Consider the following 20,133-nt stretch of genomic DNA (forward strand, 5'->3'; position numbering starts at 1 on the left):
GGGAATGCGCGCTCAAGCACCCCGAACAGGGCGCGGCGCAAGGGGCACCCTTCATCGCGAACCACATCATCCGCGTCACCGACAAGGCCTTCGACGACTTTGCCGGGAGCGGCTCGGACCGCGCGCTCAACAAGCGCCTGATGGGCATTTCCGACTGACACCATTCCCCGTCAGGCGCGAAGGGCCGCACCTGACGGGAAACTATCCTTGTCAGTCCCGATGCACCGTGCCCCGTAAAACTTACTAAGCACGCCCAAGCATATCCTCACGGACGCCTGCTAGATCCCGCTGGAGACACAGACAATCCGCGAGATCGACGATGCTGGTTTCCCTGGGCGAAGTTGCAACATTACGAGAGGCGCCCGCAATCCATGCGGCTTTGCTCGAAGGCCTCGAGACCCATTCCGAAGTCGAGATTGATGCCAGCGCCCTCCAGCACGCCGATCTCAGCCTGATCCAGTTGCTCGAGGCCGCGCGTGTCCAGGCGGCGCAAACCCAGAAAAGCCTGCGCCTGACCACGCCCGCCAACGAAGCGCTGAGCGCCTTGCTGCGCCGATGCGGAAGCCTGACTGCCCCCTCCAGCGCCGACACCGCCTTCTGGTTTCAGGGGGAGGCGCCGCAATGAGCTCCATCCTTACCGTCGATGACAGCTCCAGCGTGCGCATGGCCATCCGCATCGCACTTTCGGGCGCGGGGCACACTGTCGCGGAGGCCGGAGACGGCGCCGAAGGCCTGGGCAAGGCACGCATGGCCAAGTACGATCTCATCATCACCGACCTCAACATGCCTCGCATGAACGGGCTCGAGATGATCCGCGAGATTCGCAAGCTGCCGATCCAGGCTGGCACGCCGATCGTCTTTCTCACCACCGAATCCGATGTCGGCCTCAAGGAGCAGGCCCGCGCGGCCGGGGCGACCGGGTGGCTGGTCAAACCCTTCGTACCCGATCATCTCCTCAAGGTCGCGCGCAAGGTCCTGGGTTGATGTCCGGCAACGATCCGGTTGCCGCCTTCCGCATCGAGGCGGCCGATCTGCTCGACGCGACCGAGCAGGCGCTACTCGACCTCACGCACGATCTTGCCTCCCGAGAGCTGATCGACACGGTCTTTCGCGGGATGCACACGCTCAAGGGCTCGGGCGCGATGTTCGGGTTCGACGCCCTCGCCGCCTTCACCCACCATTGCGAGACCGCCTTCGACCGCGTGCGCAAGGGCCTTGCCCCCGCCTCGCCCGACCTCGTCGCCGTGACGCTCGGCGCGATGGACCACATGCGCGCACTCGTCGAGAGCGATGACCCGGCGCTCGCAACCGCGGGCGAGGCGATCCTGGCGCGGCTTCACGAGGCTTTGGCCTCACCTTCAGACAACGAAGACCTCGCGACCGACGCCCCGGCGAACGGCAACGCCGAAAAGGGCTGGCACCTCGTATTCCGGCTCCCTCTCGACGCCATGGCAAACGGCACCAACCCGCTGATCCTGCTCGACGAGCTTGCCGAACTGGTCGAACCGGGGCTGGCGCGTATCATCGCGCTGCCCGACGCGATCCCCCCGCTCGCCGAGCTCGATCCCAGCCAGTGCCATCTGGGTTGGGACGTCGAACTGCGCGGCGACATCGCGCGCGAGGCGATCGACGACGTGTTCATTTTCGTGATGGACGACATGGAGCTCCAGGTCGAACCCCTTGAGCTCGCCTCCCCCCCCTTGCCCGAGCCCAATCCCGAGATCACCGCCCCCGCGACGGCGGCGGCGCCCGTGCCGAACGGACAGGACGGGCAGCCTGCACGGAGCCCCGGACGCATGCAGGGGGGCGCTGGCGACAGCGTACGCGTCCCGGCCAGCCGCCTCGACGTTCTGATGGACCGCGTGGGCGAACTCGTCATCGTCCAGAGCCGCCTTGCCCAGCTTGCCGACAGCGGCATTCGCGGACCGGCAGGCGAACTCGCGCTCCGCTCGATCTCGGAGGAGGTCGAACGGCTGGCGAGCGAGCTGCGCGACACCACGATGGTCCTGCGCATGGTGCCCATTGCCGCGCTGTTCGGCCGCTTCCGCCGGCTCGTCCACGACCTCGCGCACGAGACCGGCAAGACCATCGAACTGGTCACCGAGGGCGAGAGCACCGAGATCGACAAGACCGTCTCCGAGCAGCTCGCCGACCCCATCGTCCACCTCGTGCGCAACGCCTGCGATCATGGACTCGAGCCCGCCGGAGAACGCCGGTCGAACGGCAAGCGGGAGAGCGGCACGATCCGCCTGGCCGCGGAGCAGGCGGGCGGCGAGGTCCTGATCACGATCACCGACGATGGTCGCGGGATCAACCGCGAGCGCGTGCGCGCCAAGGCCGAGGCGAACGGACTTCTCGCCCCCGGAGCGGCGATTGCCGATGCGGACCTGCTCCAGATGATCTTCCACCCCGGATTCTCGACCGCCGAGCAGGTTACCAACTTGTCCGGGCGCGGTGTCGGCATGGATGTCGTCAAGCGCACCATTGAAGGCCTGCGCGGTACGATCGACTTGACGAGCGAACCCGGCAAGGGGTCGACGATCACCTTGCGCATACCGCTTACATTGGCGATCATCGAGGGACTTCTCGTGCGCGTGGGACAGGGCAACTATGTGATCCCGCTCGCCGCCGTCGAGGAATGCATCGAACTTTCGCTGGAAGAGGACATCCGCTCGCGCGGGCGTTCGATGATCACCTTGCGCGACCGCCTCGTACCCTTCCTGCGGCTGCGCGAACTCTTCGCCACCGGGACCCGGCCCGATCCCTACCAGAAGATCGTCGTCATCGGCACCGGTGGCGAGCGCGTCGGGCTCGTCGTCGACCAGATCATCGGCAGCCACCAGACCGTGATCAAGTCGATGTCGCGCCTGCATCGGGGCCTTCCCAGCTTCTCGGGTGCGACGATCCTGGGCGATGGCGGGGTCGCACTCATTCTCGACATCGTCCAGCTCGTCGCGCTGGGCCAACAGCAGGAGGAGCGGCTGCGCGCAGCCGGATGACCCCCATGATGTCCATGACCGATCCATCCGCCACCCGCTGGGACGAGGCCGGCCAGCTCGAGGTCCTGACCTTCGACATCGGCGACGAGCGCCTCGCCATCGAGGCCATCAGCATCCGCGAGATCCTCGACCTCCTTCCCGAGACACCCGTCCCCGGAGCGCCCGCGCTCGTGGGCAGCGTGATCAACTTCCGGGGCAAGATCATTCCCATCGCTGATTTGCACGTCGCCTTCGGCATGCCAATTGAAGACCCCAGCCCGGACACCCGCATCGTCGTCATCGAGACCTTGCTCGGCGGCGAGGAAACGCAGATCGGTCTGCGCGCCGACAAAGTCTACGAGGTCACCCTGCTCGATCGCGACAGCGCCAGTGCGCCGCCCGTCATCGGCATGCGCTGGCGCCGAACCTTCGTGCGCGAACTCGTGCGTCAGGACCAGTCCGTGATCGTCCTGCCCGACTTGCCTGCGATCTTCGCCACACTTGAGCGAGGACACGCTGGCTTGGACAGCCCGCTGGGACACGCGGCATGAGCGGCGCGGACGAGGTCCAGGTCGTCGAGTTTGGCCTGGGCAACGATGTCTTCGCCGTTCCGGTCGCCTGCGTTCGCGAGATCCTCGACTATGCCCCGCCAACCCCGATCCCCAATGGCCCACCGCACTTCCTGGGGCTTACGGAGGTGCGCGGGCAAGGCGTCGCCACGCTCGACCTGCGTTGTCGCCTTGCACTGCCTCCCGCCCAGCCCACGCTCGCCACGCGCATACTCATCCTCGATCTGGCCGGAGCGCAGGGCGCGCGTGCGCTGGGCGTCGTCGTCGACCGAGTGATCAGCGTGGGCAGTTTCGAGACCGCGCAGATCGACAGTGCGCCGGACATCGGCATGCCTTGGAACAATGCGTACATCTACGGCGTCGTGCGCCGCGCCAGCGGCTTCGTCGTCATCGTCGATATCGCCCACGTCCTCACCGGCCACGAGGATGCGGCCTTTCTCTCCGCCATGATCCAGGCGGCCTGAACCAGCCGGTTCGCCTGCCCGCCCTCACATCGGAAACAGCAGCATGATGACCATCAAGAAGAAGATCTCCGTTGGCGGCCTGACGATCGTGATCACGATCCTGGCAACTTTCGCGATTGCCGCGATCGGCGTGAACCGGATTCGGCTCGGCGGCGAACTCGTCGATCGCAATGCCATGATCGCCGAGTTTCTCGGCGATATCCTGCCGCCGCCCGAATTCGTGATCGAACCCTACCTGGAGGTCAGCCAGCTCGTCGCCAATCCTGCGGAACTGGCTCAGCGGCGCGCTCGGCTCGGAGAGCTGGAAGCCCAGTATCGGCAGAGAAAGAACGCCTGGCAGACACAGGGCCTCGACCCTGATCTCCTCGCAAAGCTGCAAGGTGAATCCGCCCAGACCGGCCAGCAGTTCTGGGAGGAAGTCGACAACATTCTGATTCCCGCGATCGCGCGGGGCGATGCTGGCGCGATGCGCGCAAGCTATTCCCGCGTGAGCACGATTTACAACAAGCACCGCCAGCAGATCGACGCCCTCGTCAGCCGCGCCCAGTCCCGGCAGGCCGAAATCGTGGCAAACGGCCAATCAACGCTGGATATGGTGATCGTCTTCATGGCGCTCATGGCGCTGCTCATCCCGGCGATGGTGCTGCTGGGCATCTGGATGGTCGGCAAACTCGCGGTCAAGCCGCTCGAGGAGGTCACTCAGGTCGTGGATTCGATCGCGCAGGGCAATCTCGACCTTGTGGTAACCAACGAGCGCAACGACGAAGTCGGCCTGCTTCTCGGCCGCATCGCTGATCTGTGCGCGACGCTGCGCGGCCTCATCCAGGAGATGGACACGATGGCCACCGAGCACGATCGCGGCGAGATCGACGCCGTCCTGCCCGTCGCCAAATTCACGGGTGATTTCGCGGTCATGGCGCGCGGCATCAATGAGATGGTCGCCAGCCACATCGCGGTGAAGAAGAAGGCGATGGCCTGCGTAAAGGCCTTCTCCGAGGGTGACTTCGATGCTCCGCTCGAACGCTTTCCGGGCAAGAAGGCCTTCATCAACGAAACCATCGAGACCTTGCGCGCCAATCTTTCCGGGCTGATCGCGGAAATGAATCACATGGCCGTCGAGCACGACAGGGGCGACATCGACGTCGTCGTGCCGGCCGACAAGTTTGCGGGCGACTTCGCTGTCATGGCGCGCGGCATCAACGAGATGGTGGCCGGCCACATCGCGGTGAAGAAGAAGGCGATGGCCTGCGTCAAGGCGTTCTCCGAGGGTGACTTCGATGCTCCGCTCGAACGCTTCCCGGGCAAGAAGGCCTTCATCAACGAGACCATCGAAACCTTGCGCGCGAACTTGCGCGACATCACCGCAGAGATTCAGCGCATGATCCTCTCCGCCACCGCCGGCAGGCTTTCCGAGCGCGGTGACGACCGGCGCTTCGTGGGCGATTTCGCCGGGTTGATCGTCGGTATCAACGGCATGCTCGACGCCATCCTCGACCCGATCGGGGAAGGCAACCGCGTGCTTTCGCTGGTGAGCACGGGCAACCTGCTTGAAACCGTCGACATTGCCTGCGAGGGCGACCACCAGCGCATGAAGACCTCGATCAACGCGCTCGTCGACAACTTGCGCCAGTTCGCCGGAAACGTCGGCGGCGCGGCGAGCCACGTCGCCAACGGCAGCACCCAGATGGCGACGAGTTCTCAGCAGCTTTCCGAAGGCGCGACCGAACAGGCCGCCTCGGCCGAGGAAGCTTCCGCCTCGATGGAAGAGATGGCCGCCAACATCAAGCAGAACGCCGACAACGCCGCGCAGACGGAGAAGATCGCGCGCCAGTCCTCCAAGGACGCCGAACTTTCGGGCGTCGCGGTCGAGAAGGCGGTCGAGGCCATGCGTACGATCGCCGAAAAGATCAGCATCGTCCAGGAAATCGCCCGCCAGACCGACCTGCTTGCGCTCAACGCCGCCGTCGAAGCCGCGCGCGCGGGCGAGCACGGCAAGGGCTTCGCGGTCGTCGCTTCCGAGGTTCGCAAGCTTGCCGAACGCAGCCAGAGCGCGGCTTCCGAGATCGTCGCGGTGTCCTCCGACACCGTCAAGGCGGCGGCCGAGGCGGGCGAAATGCTCTCCAAGCTGGTGCCCGACATCCGCCGCACCGCCGAGCTCGTTTCCGAGATCAGCGCCGCGTGCCGCGAGCAGGACATCGGCGCGTCGCAAATCAACGACGCGATCCAGCAGCTCGACAAGGTCACCCAACAGAACGCGCATGCCTCCGAGCTGATTTCCTCGACGTCGGAATCGCTCGCGGGCCAGGCCGAGGAGCTGCAGAAGTCGATCACCTTCTTCCAGCTTGCCGGCGGTATCGGCGGCGTAGCGCCGACTCACTCGAGCGCCGCCGCGCCGCGCCGTAAGCCCGTTCCCAAATCTACCGAGAAGCCGGCGGCAAGCCGTCCGAGCGCGCCGCGTCCCAACAGCGTGGCCCACCAGCAGGAGCGCGCGCGGGGCTTCACACTCGACCTCACCAGCGGGGGGCCCGACGCTGACGATGCCGATTTCGGGTGCGCCGCCTGACGACGTCCACCCCGATCCCACCCCACGAAGGGGACCGCCATGAACAACGCTGCCTATCTCCCCTTCGAGACCCATGCGGACGAGGACCATATCGCCCCGGCGCATTTCAAGGCGCTCGCCGCGCTCATCCACGAACGCACGGGCATACACCTGCAACCGGCCAAGCGCACGATGCTCGAAGGCCGTTTGCGTCGCCGCGCAAGGGATACGGGACAGGCAAGCCTGCGCGACTACTGCAAGTGGATCCTTTCGCTCGACAGCGATGCGCGCGAACTGGAACACCTGGTCAATGCGGTCACCACCAACAAGACCGACTTTTTCCGCGAGCCCCGCCATTTCGACTACCTGACGGGGACAATCCTTCCCGAAATGCGCGACGCCGGGCGGCACGCGCTGCGCTGCTGGAGCGCGGCCTCTTCGATCGGGGCCGAGCCCTACACGATTGCGATGCTGCTCGACGCCTTCGCCCGCCGCAACGCCGGCTTCGAATACGCTATCGTGGCGACCGACATCGATACCCGCGTGCTCGAGACCGCGCGGCGCGGCATCTATCCGCGCGACATGATCAGCCCCGTCCCGCCCGAATTGCGCAAGACCTATGTCCTCGATGCCCTCGACCCCGCCCGAGGCGAAGTGCGCATCGTACCCGAGCTGCGCCGCAAGGTCGCCTTCGGCCAGCTCAACCTGATCGACCGGCATTACTCCGTCGGCGATCCCTTCGACCTGATCTTCTGCCGCAACGTTCTCATCTATTTCGACAAGCCAACGCAAGAGGCCGTCGTCAACCGGCTCAGCGCACGGCTGCGCCCGGGCGGCTACCTGTTCCTTGGACACTCGGAATCGATCAGCGGCTTCCAGCATGACCTGACCAGTGTCGCCGGCACGGTCTTCCAGAGGAAATGATCCCCATGCCTTCCGCGAAAACGCGTGTCCTCATCGTCGACGACAGCGCCAGTGTGCGCCAGACCATGAAGGCCATCCTCGAGGAGGATCCCACTTTGGAAGTCATCGCCACCGCGGCCGACCCCTTCGCGGCCGCACGCTGTATCCAGGAGGAAGTGCCCGACGTCATCACCCTCGACGTCGAGATGCCGCGGATGGACGGCATCACCTTCCTGCGCAAACTGATGAGCCAGTGCCCTGTCCCGGTGGTGATGTGCTCTTCGCTGACCGAAGAGGGCTCGGACACGCTGATGCAGGCACTGGAAGCCGGCGCCGTCGACGTGATCCTCAAACCCCGGGTCGGGGTGGCCGATCACCTCCAGGAGGCGCGCGTCGCCATCCGCGACGTGATCAAGGGTGCGGCGCGCGCGCGGGTCCATGGCCGCAAGGCCTCCCCCGCATCGCTCGAACCACAAAAGAAGCTCACCGCCGACGCCGTCCTGCCCCCGCCCGATGGACGCCCAATGAGCCGCACCACCGAGATGGTCGTATGCATCGGCGCCTCGACCGGCGGCACCGAAGCGCTGCGCGAGGTTCTCCAGGCCCTGCCCGCAAACGCGCCGGGGATCGTCGTCGTCCAGCACATGCCCGAGAACTTCACCCGGGCCTTCGCCAAGCGGCTCGACAGCCTGTGCGAGGTCAGCGTCAAGGAAGCCGAGGATGGCGACACCGTGATGCGCGGCCATGTCCTGATCGCGCCGGGCGGCCGCCACACCCTGCTCGAACGGCAAGGCGCGCGTTATCTCGTCTCGGTCCGCAACGGCCCGCTCGTCTCGCGCCATCGCCCTTCGGTGGACGTGCTCTTCCGCTCCGCCGCGCGCGTGGCCGGTTCGAACGCGGTAGGGGTGATCATGACCGGGATGGGCGATGACGGTGCTCGCGGGATGCTTGAAATGAAGCAGGCCGGCGCGCGCACCATCGCGCAGGACGAGGCGACCTCGATCGTGTTCGGCATGCCCAAGGAAGCCATCGCCCACGGCGCGGTCGACCGCATCGTCGCCCTGTCGGCGATTCCGCGCGAGATGCTCCACGCGAGTGCGCGCTAAACAATGAACGCGTTACGCCCCGAGGCCTTCGAGGACGCCCAGGACCTGTCCGGTCCGAGCGAGAATGCCCGCACGCAACTGCACGCCATAGCCTGCGATCTCGATGGGCATTTCGACCGTGCCGGTGCGACACTTGGCCAGACGGTCGAAACGATCGACATCATCCTGGCGTCCCTCCAGGAAGTTGCGCAAGTCTTCGAGCATGGCGAGGCAGCCTCCTCGGTCGCCACGCTGACCCGAGCGGCGACCCGCCTTTCGCAAGTTGCCACGAGCGTGACCGAGCGCGCCTCCGACATCGCGCGCATCGGCGATGTTTCCCGCCGCCTCTACCGCCATATCGACGAAGTGCAGCGCTGCCTGCGCGTGCTCGACATTTATGCGATGAACGTCAAGATCGCCGCCTCGGGCGCAACCGCCTTCGTCGAATTCGCCGACCAGATGAGCCGTAAGCTGAAGGCCGGCACTGCCGAGACCGAAGGCTTCGCTCAGACCCTACTCACGCTCGACCAAAGTCTCTCACGCATGCAGGCCATCGACGCCCTGCTGCTTTGCGAATGCCGCAAGATCATACCTCATGTCCCCGATCGCCTGTTGCGCGACGCCGATGCCTTGCGCGCGCACCAGGATGCCCTAGCCGAACTGGCCCAGACGACAGGCAATCTTGCGCGCTCGATCCAGACCGAACTGGCCTCGGCGCTGTCTGCAATCCAGGTCGGTGACCGCGCCCGCCAGAGGCTCGAGCACGCGGTTGCGGGGTGCGACCTCATGGCCGTGCATTTGAGCGGGGCCACCCTCGATCAGCCGAGCGGACGCGATCACGCCGAGCGCCTGCTCGCCGCGCTCGTTGAGGAAACGGCGCTCGAATACCGGCGCGACGCTACCGCGCTGCTCAGCGCGATTGGCCGCCTCGGCAGCAGCGCGCATGGCCTTAGCGCCCTCCAGGAGCATGGTGGTGACACGACCTCGGACGACGTCGAAGCGGACGATGCCAGTGCCCTGTTCCTACGCCGGATGGAGGACGACATAGCCCAGGCCGCGGCGATGATTGCCCAGTTGCACCGTGCCGATGCCCAGGCCGAGGAAACCCTTGAGGTGATCGTAACAACGCTGACCGAGGTCACCCAGCGTGTCGCGGCGATCCGTAACGTGCGCATCGATGTTCGACAGATGGCCATCAACATCGGCTTGCGCTGCCGAAAGGTTGAGATTATCGGGCGTCCGGTCTCGATCATTGCGAATGAGATACGCAGCCACTCGGACAAGCTCGACACTCTCATCGCAGCGATTAATGCGGCCGAAGGCGAATTGATCACGATCTGCGAGGGTATGCGAGCCCAATCGAACGACGGCGACAAGATCGCCGGCAACGAACTCGATCGCGCGCTCGAAACAATACGCGACTGTGCCCAGACAACCGACATGGCGCTGGCCACGGTCGAACAGGGTTCAATCGGCATGCTCGATCTGCTCGAACAGACCGCGTCGTCACTCGGTTCCGCGCTCGAACGCGCGCCGGAGATTGCCGAGGTCGCCCGCAACCTGGTCCCAACCACGCCGCATAGCATGCCGTCTGATGAGCACGAGGGCCTGTGCGCCTTCCTCCTTGCAATGGCCAATACCTATACCATGGCCGACGAGCGTCTGATCCACGATCGGTTCCGCCTGCCCGGCATGCCCGCCATCGCCGCCCCATCGCGAGGTGCCCTGGACGATGACGACGACGTGTTCGACGACGGGCTGTTCTGAACCGGTTCGGCCGTCCGAGCGCTCAGGCGATCGGCCCCTTGCCCTGAAGATAGCGCTTCAGGTTTGCAGGGAGATAGGGAAACGGGTTGTAGGGCGCCGCGTCCGGCGCGGGACGCGGCGTGCGCCCCGAAAAATCGAACCGGTCAATCGCAGACGGGTGGATCTGCTCGGTGGGGTCCTTCCCGAGCGCGCGGTCGATGCGCCCTTGAATCTTCCAGAACGCCCCCTTGGACGAATCAACGAGTACGCCGCGAGGCGCTCCGGCCTCCACTTTCTGAACCTTGCGAGCCACGTAATCTTCGTCGAGTGCGAGGAAGGGCCGCGCCTTGTCGAACATCCAGAGCAAGGCGATGTCGGAGAGGAGACTGTCCGGGTAACCGCCTCCCACGTTGCTGTGCGCGCCGGCGAACCACACTTGTTCAACCGCCTGTTCGTGCGCAGGAAGTCCGGCGGTTTCCCAAATCGCCGGAGCGAACGTCTTGCGGTGCTCGTCGATGGCAAGTGCCTGGAAAGCATTTCGGACCCGCTCGCCCAACTTCACGTCATGGAACGAATGACGCTTGCGCCCGATCCGGCCCAACCCGTTACCGGGAATACCCAGCGCACCGACTGTGTCCCACACCCCGATAAACGTCACCTCGGGAGAGCGTCCGCCGATCCAGGCCGGATCGATCGCCTCCGGTTCACGTTCCTCGGGTGGCGTGCGGTAATAGTCCCAGACCTTGGGCATACGGTCGAGATCACCCTTGCGCAGCAGGCCTACAAGACTGACCAGCCCGGCCAGGCTGCGCACGGTGTAGGCCCCGCGCGAGAAGCCGAAGAGGCAGATGCGGTCGCCCGGCTGGTAGTTCTGGCAAAGGAAGCGGTAAGCCTGCTGAACATTTGTCTCCAGTCCCGTCCCGAAGGCCCCACCCACGATCCGGTCGAGAAAGTTGCCGCTGCCCACGCCCTCATCGTAGTAGACGATCTGGGCCGCGCCGTCCTGTGCCTGGGGCAGGATTGCCCGCGCCATCTTGGTTACGTTTGTGGGCGCGCCATCCTGATCGGCGCTGTTCCAGGTGCCATCGCAGCACACGACCAGCGATCTTGCCATCCGGAACACCTCACCCAGTTAAAATGCCAAGCGACAATAATAATAACATCGCCTCTATTCATTTAATACGAAATTTCCAGTTACATCCATTGTCACTCTTTCGAACTCATAGACATGGCACAATTGGCTCGTATCCAGCGCAGCTTCAACAAGCCCGAAGGAAGGAGCTGAATCGAGAATGTTGCGCGGTCCAATGCTACTCTGATTGTCCCCGCAATCGACTGAAATTGGGCCATACCTCGGCGTTTGAACGCAGTTGTAAGGTTGGCAATCGATCGGTTTGCCGCAATCATGCATGACGAAATTCCAAAGCGGGACAGTAAAAATATGCGATTCGCAAAGCCGGCCCTCACAGGCATTACCGGATTGGGCACTCTTGGATCGCGCTCGCTTGCCCTGGGGGCCCTTTGCCTGGGCGCCAGTCTGGGCACCCTCGTCGCGCTGCCCGCCGGCGCGCAGGAGACCCAGATCCTGCAGATGCCCACCATCCACGCAGGCCGCATCGTCTTTGTGCACGCCGGAGACTTGTGGACGGTCTCCAGCACCGGCGGCAGCGCGATCCGGCTGACCAGCGGGGTGGGTATCGAATCCAATCCGGTGTTCTCGCCCGATGGCGCAACCGTGGCCTTCGCGGGCGAATACGACGGCAATCTCGACGTTTTCACCGTTCCGATCGGAGGCGGCATTCCCAAGCGGCTGACCTGGCACCCTTCGAACGACATCCCCGTGGGCTGGAGCGATGACGGCAAGTCCGTCCTGTTCCGTTCGAGCCGAGACCGGATCGTGCGGACCTATCGGCTCTACTCGGTCCCGGCCAGCGGCGGCGTCGCCACGCCATTGCCGTTGCCCTCGGCCTACGAAGGCGCTTACGAACCGGGCGGGAAGGCCATCGTCTACAACAAGATGGCGCCGGCCTTCGGCTATTCGTTCCGCTCGTTCGTATCCTGGGGCAACTACCGGGGTGGAACCGCCGGCCGCATCTGGATCACCGACCTCCAGACGCTCCAGAGCACCGAACTGCCCCACGGCATCGAATCCGATTTTGCGCCGGTCTACATGCAGGGCAAGATCTACTTCCTTTCCGGCCGGGATGGGCCGATCAGCGTGTTCCGTTACGATCCGGCCACCCGCGCGGTAAGCGAAGTCTGGAAGAACGACGGCGCGGCGATCCGTTCGCTGTCCACCGACGGCAACACGCTCGTTTTCGACCGTCTCGGCCAGATCTACACGCTCGTCCCCGGCAGCGAGCCTGTGCGCGTGCCGATCACCGTGACCGGCGACATGCCCGACGTGCGCCCGCGCCTGCTTTCGGTGGGCGAGGAAGTCCAGAGCGTGCGCCCCTCGCCCACCGGCAAGCGGATCGTGGTCGAGGCCCATGGCGAGATCGTGACCGTACCGGCCAAGTACGGTGCCCCGCGTGACATCACCAACACGCCCGGCGCGATGGAGCGCGAACCGGCCTGGAGCCCGGACGGCAAGTCGATCGCCTACTTTTCCGACGCAGGGGGCCAGTACGCCCTCACCATCTCCACCCTGGCCGACGAAGGCAAGGGCGGGGGCAAGGACGGGAACGAGGACAGGAGCCCGCGAACCCCAGCCTCGGTCCGCACGATCGCGCTAGACACCCAGCCGACGTACTACTTCGAGCCCACGTGGTCTCCGGATTCGCGCAAGATCGTGTTCCACGACAACAAGATGCGGGTCTGGCTGGCCGACATCGCCACTGGCAAGGCGAGCCTGGTCGAGGACGCCAACACCTATGGCGGTTTCTCCAGCGGCAACTACGCGATGACCTTTTCGCCCGACTCGCGATGGCTGGTCTACCCGCGCTACGAGGCGAACCACATGCACGTCCTCGTGCTGTTCTCGCTCGCCAGCGGATCGCACACGGTCCTGACCGACCGGATGGTCGACGCCACCAATCCCGCCTTCGATCGCGAGGGCAAAGTGCTCTACTACCTCGCCAGCAACAACGCTGGGGCCACCGAAGCTGGTCTCGACATGACGAGCGACCTTTATGCGGTCACGTCCTCGATCTACGCCCTGCCGCTGCTCGCCACCACCCCCTCTCCCGTCGCGCCGCGCAGTGACGAGGAAACCGGTCCCGCTGATGACGCGAACCCGAACGAGGATGACGAGGGCGCCGGCAAGTCGAAGGGCAAGAAGGGCACGGCTCCGCCCCCCGTCGCAATCGATCTGGCGGGGCTTGGCATCGATACGATCCAGGCGCGGACGGTGACCCTGCCCTTGCCTCCCGCTGGCTACACCAGCCTTCAGGCAGGCAACGAGGGCGCGCTGTTCTGGCTCGAGACCGACGCGACCAGCGCGTTCGGATCGCCCGTCGCCGACCTCGTGCGCTGGGATCCCGAGAAGCGCAAGGCCGAGCCTCTGTCGCAGGACGCGGTGGCCTACGAGCTCACGGGCGACGGCACCCGGATCCTCGTCGGATCGCCCTCCTCGGACGATCCCGAGAGCGAAACGCTGGCCTGGAGCCTGATCCCCGCCGACGAGGAAGCCTCGGACGAGAACACCGACCATCCCAAGCTCGATGCGATCCAGGTCATGACCGACCCCAAGGCCGAATGGGAGCAGATGTACCGCGAGGTCTGGCGTGTCGAACGCTCGTACTTCTACGACGCCAATTTCCACGGCTACGACACCGTGGCCGCGCAAAAAGCCCTCCAGCCGCTGGTCGACGGGCTCCATTCGCGCGCGGACCTGAACTACGTGTTTCAGGAAATGCTGACCGGATTCTCGGTCGGCCACATGCGTGGCTTCGGCGGCAACATCCCCGACCCCGACGCGACGCCCGGAGGTCTGCTCGGCGCGGACTACGCCGTGCACGCCGGGCACTTCTGCTTCAGCCGCATCTATGGCGGCAGCGCCATGATGCCCGAAGTGAAGTCCCCGCTGGTCCAGCCGGGCCTCGCGATCCGGACCGGTGACTGCCTGATCGCGGTGAACGGCGTGCCCGTCGACACCGGATCGGGTGTCCAGAAATGGCTCGAGGGAACGGCAGGCAAGCCCACCCGCCTCACCATCGCCAAGGCCGACGGCACGCGCGCGCGCGATGTGACGGTGGTGCCGCTGCGCGACGAGGCTTCGCTGCGCCAGCTCGCCTGGATGGAGGACAGCCGCCGCACGGTCGACCGGCTCTCGGGCGGCAAGCTCGCCTACGTCCACTTGCCCGATACCGCCGAGGGCGGCTTCACCTACTTCAACCGTGCCTACTTCGCGCAGACCGACAAGCAGGGCGCGATCATCGACGAGCGCTTCAACAACGGCGGCCAGCTGGCCGACTACATCGTCGAAGTGCTCGGCCGCAAGCCGCTGTCCTACGCCGCGCCGCGCTATGGCCGGGTCGAAGTCTCGCCCAACGCGGCGATCTACGGTCCCAAGGTCATGCTTGCCAACGAACTCTCGGGGTCGGGCGGCGATGCCCTGCCCTGGATGTTCAAGCGGCTGCAACTGGGCACCCTCGTCGGCAAGCGCACCTGGGGCGGCCTCGTCGGCATCGGTGACGTACCGATCCTGATGGACGGCGGCCAGGTCACCGCGCCAAGCGCGGGACTGTTCAATCCCGAAGGCCACTGGGAAGTGGAGAACCACGGCGTCGATCCCGACGTCGAGGTCGAGCAGGATCCCGCGCTCGTCGCGGCTGGCCACGATCCCCAGCTCGAGGCGGCCGTGGCGATCGCGATGGAAAAACTCAAGGAAAGCCCGCCCGCCGCGACCCCGCCGCATCCGGCCTACCCGGTCTACCCCTCGCAGGATTGAGCCCAAGGGCGAGCCTGCCTCATTCGTGGCAAGCTCGCCCTTCTCAGTCAGAATGCGTAGCTGATCTCGGCCATGAAAGTGCGTGGCAACATGGGCTGGCGGCCATAGGCGCCCATGAAGCTGAAATTCAGCCCGTTCTGCCATTGGAAGCGGTTGGCGAGGTTCTTGCCGATCAGGCTGAACTTCCAGCCGTCGTCGCGCAGCACCGAGATTTCGCCATTGAGTTCACGCACCGTCGAAGTCCGGGTGATCAGCGTATGGTCGAGATCCCCATATGTGCTGTCGCGGAAGATGAAGTCCCCCCCGAAGCGCAGGCGGTAGACGCCGTCCCCAGACAGTCCGGTCTCGTAGCGAAAGCCGGTCGAACCCGTGTAGTTGGGTATGCTGATCGGCTTGGAGACCTGGGCGCCGGCCACATAGGCGATGTTACCCACCTTCTGCACCCCACCGTTGGCATAGATGTCGAGCCCCTCGACCGGCTTGACGTTGAGTTCGAGCTCAAGGCCGATCGCGCGATAGCTCATCCCGTTGAACTGGACAGAGATCGCCGTCCCGTCGATGAACCGGCCGACCAGAATGTCCGTGAAGTCATTCATGAAGGCGGCGAAGTTGAGGCGCAGCTTGCGATCGAGCAAGTCCGACTTGAGACCCAACTCGTAGGCCCAGACCTTCTCCGGCCCGAATGGCGTTTCCCCCACTTCCCGGCTGTTTGCCGCAGAGGTGTAGCCACCGGCCCGAAACCCGCGTGAAATCGAGCCATAGAGGAATACGTCCGGGCTGGCCTGGTAGTTGATTCCGAACTTGGGAGTGACCGCGCTGTAATGGGAGGTGTCGCCGTAGACGTCTTCGGCCGCGGGAGAAAAGTACCCGTCGATCTGCTTGGTCTCGTAAGTGTAGCGACCACCCGCGACCACCTCGAAGCCGTCGAACGGCTTGTAGCTCACTTGCGCGTAGCCCGCGTAGCTGTTGGCCCGATTGCGGTAGTAGAGCTCGGGAACCGTTGTGAAGGCATCGGGCGTCGAGGTGTCGGTGTCCCAATAATTGTACATCGTATCGTTGAAGGACTGGCGCGTTGTCTCAGTGAAGTAGAAGCCACCCACGATCCATGAAAGGTCGCCGTCGAGCGCATCGCCGAAGAGCTGCAGTTCCTCGGTCCACTGGTGCTGCTTGATACGGCTGCGGCGATTGTAGGCCATGACGTAGTCGCCGAACTTGTCGATCGTGCCGCCCACCAGGTCCACGCTCCAGTAGTCCTTGACGGTGGAATAGCCGGTGATGCTGCGCACGGTCACCACACCCAGGTCCGCCTCGACGTGCGCGCTCAGTCCCAGCGTGTCGGTGGATCCCGCCTGCGGCGCGGTCGTTGCCGTGTCGCGGCCATCTCCGGTGAGCGGCGTGACCATGTCGGACGCGTAAGGCGAGGTCACGAAGCCGTCGTTGCGGTTGCGCGTGAAGCTGGCGGCAAGGACCACGTCCCACACGTCCGATCCATAGAAGTGGAGCTTGCCCCGCAAGCCCCAGAAGTCACGTTCGTCGATGTCCTTGCCGGTCGCGACATTGTGCATATAGCCCTTGCCCTGGTCCCGGAACACGCCCGAGATTGAGGCCGCAAGCGCGCCCGGGACGAGCGCCCCGCCAAGCGATCCCTTGAGCGCAAGCGTCTGGTAGTTGCCGTAGGAAGCCGAGGCGCTGCCATAAGTCACGTCGTCGGGCGTGCGCGTGATCACGTTGACCGCGCCGACCATCGAGTTGCGCCCGAACAACGTGCCCTGTGGCCCGCGCAACACCTCGATGCGCTCGATGTCGGCCAGTTCGGAATTCACCGCCGAAGGTCGCGCCTGATAGACGTCGTCGAAATAGAACGAGACCGGCTGCTCGGTCGTGCCGAAGCCGCCGGCGTTGTCCCCGCGCCCGCGCATGCTGAGCGAGATCGTCGAAGAGTTGGCGATGCCCGGCTGCATGTAGAAATTGGGCACTTGCGCGGCGACCTGATCGACCCGCTGGATCCCCAGCTTGGCAAGGTCCTCGCTTCCCAGCGCCGAGACCGTCACCGGCGTCGACTGGAGCGAACTGGCGCGGCGCGTGGCCGTGACGGTGATCTCGTCGGTCTTACCGTCCGGATTTTCGCTTGTCCCGGGCTCCTCGGCGAAGGCCGGCACCGAAAGGCTCGCCAGAGCCGTTGCCAGCAGCAGATACGCGGTTTTCATGTAGTCCCCCCTGTCTGTCGTTGCGCCAGGATCAGGACATCACTCTCCCGTTCGTTGCTCCGGCGCGTGATCCGCGCCTGGAGCCTCAACTCTCGAACTTCGCATCGGGCGCATCGTGCTGCGCAGCGCTGGGAATAGGCCTCGTCCCAAGGCCCGCGACCATCCCCTGCCTTTGCGGTTTTCCGGATCGTGAACAAATTTCGCCGCATGCAAACGCAGCCATGTTCACGATCCGAACAGCGCCGCACCCGCTTGCTTGACCCTTGCCCCGGCGGCGGGCCTGTTTCCCCTACGCAACCCCGTCGCAGTTGGAAGGAGAACGAGCATGTCCTTGTCGAAGAAGATCCATCTCGTTGCCGACCTCTCGCTTATCCACACGCTTGGCAAGTGGCGCTACCCCGGATCCTGGGCGGGCTATGCGCCCTATGGGAACCCCCAAATCTATCTCGACCTCGCCCGCATTCTCGAACAGGGAAAGTTCGATGGTGCCTTCTTCGCCGACGTCGCGGGAACCCCGCTGTTCGAGGGCAAGCCCGAGGCCACGGTGGAATGGGGCGTCGCCTGGCCTCGGCACGATCCGCTGCCCATGGCGATCGCAATGGCCAGCGTAACCAGGCATCTGGGCTTCATCACCACCATGTCGATGACTTACCATCACCCCTTCAACGTGGCTCGGCTCTATTCCAGCGTCGACCACGTGACCGGCGGGCGGATCGCCTACAACGCGGTCGTCTCGGGCTTTCCGCAGGAAGCGCAGAACTTCGGCTATGACACCACGCCCGACCACGAATGGCGGTATCGCCGGGCCGAAGAATTCCAGGAGGTGCTCGACAAGCTGTTTCGCTCGGTCGATCCCGATGCGATGCTGTGGGACCGCGAGACCGGCCGCGTCGCCGATCCGGCGAAGGTGCGCCGCATCGACCACGAAGGCGAGCATTTCAAGGTCATGGGACCATTGCCCTGCGCGCCCAGTCCGCAGGGGCGTCCGGTCCAGGTCCAGGCCGGCGGCTCGGCTTCGGGCGTCAAGCTCGCCGGACGGTGGGCCGACTTCCAGTTCGCGGCAAGCGGGTCGACCGAGGGGGACCGCAAGGTCCGCGCCGATCTCGATGCGGCCGCGATCGCCGCGGGCCGCACCCCGCGCGATCTCGGCGTACTTTGGGCGCGCCGGTTCGATGTCGTCTCGGGGCCCGAGGAAGCCGCCTACAACCGCCAGCGCTTCGTCGATTCCATTCCCAAGCCGCTCGCCATCGTGTTCCTCAGCCAGTGGTGGGGGCTCGACGGCTATTACCTCGATCCCGAACGCACCGTTCACGACACCGTCGCCGAAGTGAAAGCGCTCGGCGTCGGGCCCAACTGGAGCTATATCGACAACGCCGTGGCGCATACCGACCTCACGACCACGGTCGGAGACTACGCCCGCTCGCGGCTCAATCCCGATGGCGGCTGGGTGGGCACGGCAGAGCAGATCGCCGACCTCATGGAAGCCGAACACGAGACGCTCGGCGCGAACGGCGGGTTCATGATCGCCCCGCGCGTGGGGGTTCCGCAAGGTTTCACCCGCTTCGTCAACGAAGTCGTCCCCGAATTGCAGCGGCGCGGCCTCTACAGGACCGAGTACGAGGGATCGACCATGCGCGAGAACATGTGCCTCTACTAGCATCGCAGCACGCACCATCCGGGGGCGAATTTGTTCGCATCGTGAACAGCGCCGGCAAAATCCATGTGCCCAACCGCCAGCTCCAAGCGGCAAGGTTTGCTTTCCCGAATCGCGTTTGATACCCTTCCCAGGCGACGTGGAAGGTTCGGCACGAACGACAAAAACCGCGCGTTTTCCGCTATTTCACGGGCTGAGGATCATACCGAAGGCAACGGGCGCGCAAAGGGCCGTGGCCGGGGGCACAATCGTCGCCAGGCCATCTGCCTCTCCTTTTGGCGCCCCAGTGCGAAATGGAGACGGGGGGTCTATGGAAAACGGTGTTCTGATCAAGTCGGTGAGCAAGTCGATCTCGGTCCTCCAGGCGATCAACCGCCACGGATCGCTTTCGATCACCAATATCGCGCGTCACGGCAAGCTGCCGTATCCCACGGCCTTTCGCATCGTGCAGACACTGATGCACGAAGGGCTCATCGAGCAGGAGCCGATGCGCAAGCATTACCGACCCACCGCGCTCGTCCACTCGCTGGCGCATGGCTACGCGATGGAAACCGGCATCGTCGACGTCGCCCATCCGCACATGAGCGACCTCACCCGCCGGATCGGCTGGCCGGTCTTCATCTCGGCCCGCGTGGGGCGGCACATGGTCGTGCGCGACGCCACCCATTCGGAGACTTCGCTCACCTTCGAGCCATGCCGCCCGGGCTTCACCGTGCCGCTGGCGACCAGCGCGACCGGCCACGCGATGCTCTCGACCATTCCCGAGGACGAGCTTGCCTCGCTGCTCGACTGGGTCGCGTGCGACGGCAAGGACGCCGTCGCCTTCGAACCAGCCGCGCTACGCGCTCTCGTCGCGACCGTCCGGCGCGATGGCCATGCCGCCAAGCCGTGCAGCAGCTCAACGCGCACATCGTCGATCGCCGTCCCGATCGGAGCACCCGGCGAACGCGCCGATGCCGTGCTGACGATGACCTATTTCTCGGCCTCGATGCGCAGCGAAGTGGCGGTCGAGCGCTTCGCCGATGCGCTCAAACATACCGCCAGCGCCATCCGGGCCAGCCAGGGCGTGCTCATCAGCGCCGCCTGACGCGGCG

At 65.1% G+C, this 20,133-nt stretch carries 14 protein-coding genes and 1 pseudogene; 13 read left to right on the forward strand and 2 right to left on the reverse strand.

The window, feature by feature from the left end; all coding sequences use genetic code 11:
• Positions 1-319: 319 nt before the first annotated feature.
• The 10 genes and pseudogenes from HT136_RS24020 to HT136_RS24060 all read left to right on the forward strand — a co-directional run bounded on the left by HT136_RS24020 (position 320) and on the right by HT136_RS24060 (position 10,308).
• A complete protein-coding gene (locus HT136_RS24020; RefSeq protein ID WP_214202379.1) occupies positions 320-625 on the forward strand; it encodes an STAS domain-containing protein in 306 nt (101 codons plus the stop codon).
• Complete coding sequence (locus HT136_RS24025) at positions 622-984, forward strand: response regulator (protein WP_214202380.1); 363 nt, start codon at positions 622-624, stop codon at positions 982-984. The genes HT136_RS24020 and HT136_RS24025 overlap by 4 nt, the downstream gene beginning before the upstream one ends.
• Positions 984-2,999: a chemotaxis protein CheA gene (locus tag HT136_RS24030; protein ID WP_214202381.1), complete on the forward strand. Its 2,016-nt coding sequence runs from the start codon at positions 984-986 to the stop codon at positions 2,997-2,999. The genes HT136_RS24025 and HT136_RS24030 overlap by 1 nt, the downstream gene beginning before the upstream one ends.
• A gap of 14 nt (positions 3,000-3,013) precedes the next feature.
• A complete protein-coding gene (locus HT136_RS24035; RefSeq protein ID WP_246544330.1) occupies positions 3,014-3,529 on the forward strand; it encodes a chemotaxis protein CheW in 516 nt (171 codons plus the stop codon).
• Complete coding sequence (locus HT136_RS24040) at positions 3,526-4,011, forward strand: chemotaxis protein CheW (protein ID WP_214202383.1); 486 nt, start codon at positions 3,526-3,528, stop codon at positions 4,009-4,011. Before HT136_RS24035 ends, HT136_RS24040 begins: the two co-directional genes overlap by 4 nt.
• 658 nt (positions 4,012-4,669) lie before the next feature.
• A pseudogene (locus HT136_RS26750) lies at positions 4,670-4,777 on the forward strand (HAMP domain-containing protein); the annotation flags it as partial.
• A gap of 63 nt (positions 4,778-4,840) precedes the next feature.
• On the forward strand, positions 4,841-6,574 hold the full coding sequence (locus tag HT136_RS24045) for a methyl-accepting chemotaxis protein (RefSeq protein WP_425516915.1): 1,734 nt from the start codon (positions 4,841-4,843) through the stop codon (positions 6,572-6,574).
• Between the two features lie 39 nt (positions 6,575-6,613).
• Positions 6,614-7,477, forward strand: coding sequence for a CheR family methyltransferase (locus HT136_RS24050; RefSeq protein ID WP_214202384.1), 864 nt, complete (start codon positions 6,614-6,616; stop codon positions 7,475-7,477).
• A 5-nt stretch (positions 7,478-7,482) separates the two neighbouring features.
• Positions 7,483-8,562, forward strand: coding sequence for a protein-glutamate methylesterase/protein-glutamine glutaminase (locus tag HT136_RS24055; RefSeq protein ID WP_214202385.1), 1,080 nt, complete (start codon positions 7,483-7,485; stop codon positions 8,560-8,562).
• A gap of 3 nt (positions 8,563-8,565) precedes the next feature.
• Positions 8,566-10,308 (forward strand): hypothetical protein, encoded by a 1,743-nt coding sequence (locus tag HT136_RS24060; RefSeq protein ID WP_214202386.1) that lies wholly within the window; start codon positions 8,566-8,568, stop codon positions 10,306-10,308.
• Positions 10,309-10,330: 22 nt separating this feature from the next.
• Here the strand turns inward: HT136_RS24060 and HT136_RS24065 are convergent, their stop codons facing one another.
• Positions 10,331-11,401, reverse strand: a complete 1,071-nt coding sequence (locus tag HT136_RS24065) for a DUF2235 domain-containing protein (protein ID WP_214202387.1) — start codon at positions 11,399-11,401, stop codon at positions 10,331-10,333.
• Between the two features lie 327 nt (positions 11,402-11,728).
• Between HT136_RS24065 and HT136_RS24070 the strand changes: the two genes are divergently transcribed.
• Positions 11,729-15,178, forward strand: a complete 3,450-nt coding sequence (locus tag HT136_RS24070) for a S41 family peptidase (RefSeq protein ID WP_214202388.1) — start codon at positions 11,729-11,731, stop codon at positions 15,176-15,178.
• Positions 15,179-15,225: 47 nt separating this feature from the next.
• Here the strand turns inward: HT136_RS24070 and HT136_RS24075 are convergent, their stop codons facing one another.
• Positions 15,226-17,385, reverse strand: coding sequence for a TonB-dependent receptor (locus HT136_RS24075; protein ID WP_214202389.1), 2,160 nt, complete (start codon positions 17,383-17,385; stop codon positions 15,226-15,228).
• Between the two features lie 325 nt (positions 17,386-17,710).
• Between HT136_RS24075 and HT136_RS24080 the strand changes: the two genes are divergently transcribed.
• Entirely contained in the window at positions 17,711-19,042 is a 1,332-nt protein-coding gene (locus HT136_RS24080) for an NtaA/DmoA family FMN-dependent monooxygenase (RefSeq protein ID WP_214202390.1), read from the forward strand.
• 307 nt (positions 19,043-19,349) lie between these two features.
• Positions 19,350-20,126, forward strand: a complete 777-nt coding sequence (locus HT136_RS24085; RefSeq protein WP_214202391.1) for an IclR family transcriptional regulator — start codon at positions 19,350-19,352, stop codon at positions 20,124-20,126.
• The last annotated feature ends 7 nt before the right edge of the window (positions 20,127-20,133 follow it).

The organism is Novosphingobium profundi (genome assembly GCF_018491765.1).
Lineage (GTDB): Bacteria > Pseudomonadota > Alphaproteobacteria > Sphingomonadales > Sphingomonadaceae > Novosphingobium > Novosphingobium profundi.

Bases quoted from the DNA above. Each gene is read 5' to 3' on its own strand.
- HT136_RS24045 (WP_425516915.1), top strand. From the start codon at position 4,841: ATGGACACGATGGCCACCGAGCACGATCGCGGCGAGATCGACGCCGTC.
- HT136_RS24040 (WP_214202383.1), top strand. From the start codon at position 3,526: ATGAGCGGCGCGGACGAGGTCCAGGTCGTCGAGTTTGGCCTGGGCAAC.
- HT136_RS24020 (WP_214202379.1), top strand. From the start codon at position 320: ATGCTGGTTTCCCTGGGCGAAGTTGCAACATTACGAGAGGCGCCCGCA.
- HT136_RS24030 (WP_214202381.1), top strand. From the start codon at position 984: ATGTCCGGCAACGATCCGGTTGCCGCCTTCCGCATCGAGGCGGCCGAT.
- HT136_RS24050 (WP_214202384.1), top strand. From the start codon at position 6,614: ATGAACAACGCTGCCTATCTCCCCTTCGAGACCCATGCGGACGAGGAC.
- HT136_RS24085 (WP_214202391.1), top strand. From the start codon at position 19,350: ATGGAAAACGGTGTTCTGATCAAGTCGGTGAGCAAGTCGATCTCGGTC.
- HT136_RS24035 (WP_246544330.1), top strand. From the start codon at position 3,014: ATGACCGATCCATCCGCCACCCGCTGGGACGAGGCCGGCCAGCTCGAG.
- HT136_RS24075 (WP_214202389.1), bottom strand. From the start codon at position 17,385: ATGAAAACCGCGTATCTGCTGCTGGCAACGGCTCTGGCGAGCCTTTCG.
- HT136_RS24055 (WP_214202385.1), top strand. From the start codon at position 7,483: ATGCCTTCCGCGAAAACGCGTGTCCTCATCGTCGACGACAGCGCCAGT.
- HT136_RS24070 (WP_214202388.1), top strand. From the start codon at position 11,729: ATGCGATTCGCAAAGCCGGCCCTCACAGGCATTACCGGATTGGGCACT.
- HT136_RS24060 (WP_214202386.1), top strand. From the start codon at position 8,566: ATGAACGCGTTACGCCCCGAGGCCTTCGAGGACGCCCAGGACCTGTCC.
- HT136_RS24065 (WP_214202387.1), bottom strand. From the start codon at position 11,401: ATGGCAAGATCGCTGGTCGTGTGCTGCGATGGCACCTGGAACAGCGCC.
- HT136_RS24080 (WP_214202390.1), top strand. From the start codon at position 17,711: ATGTCCTTGTCGAAGAAGATCCATCTCGTTGCCGACCTCTCGCTTATC.
- HT136_RS24025 (WP_214202380.1), top strand. From the start codon at position 622: ATGAGCTCCATCCTTACCGTCGATGACAGCTCCAGCGTGCGCATGGCC.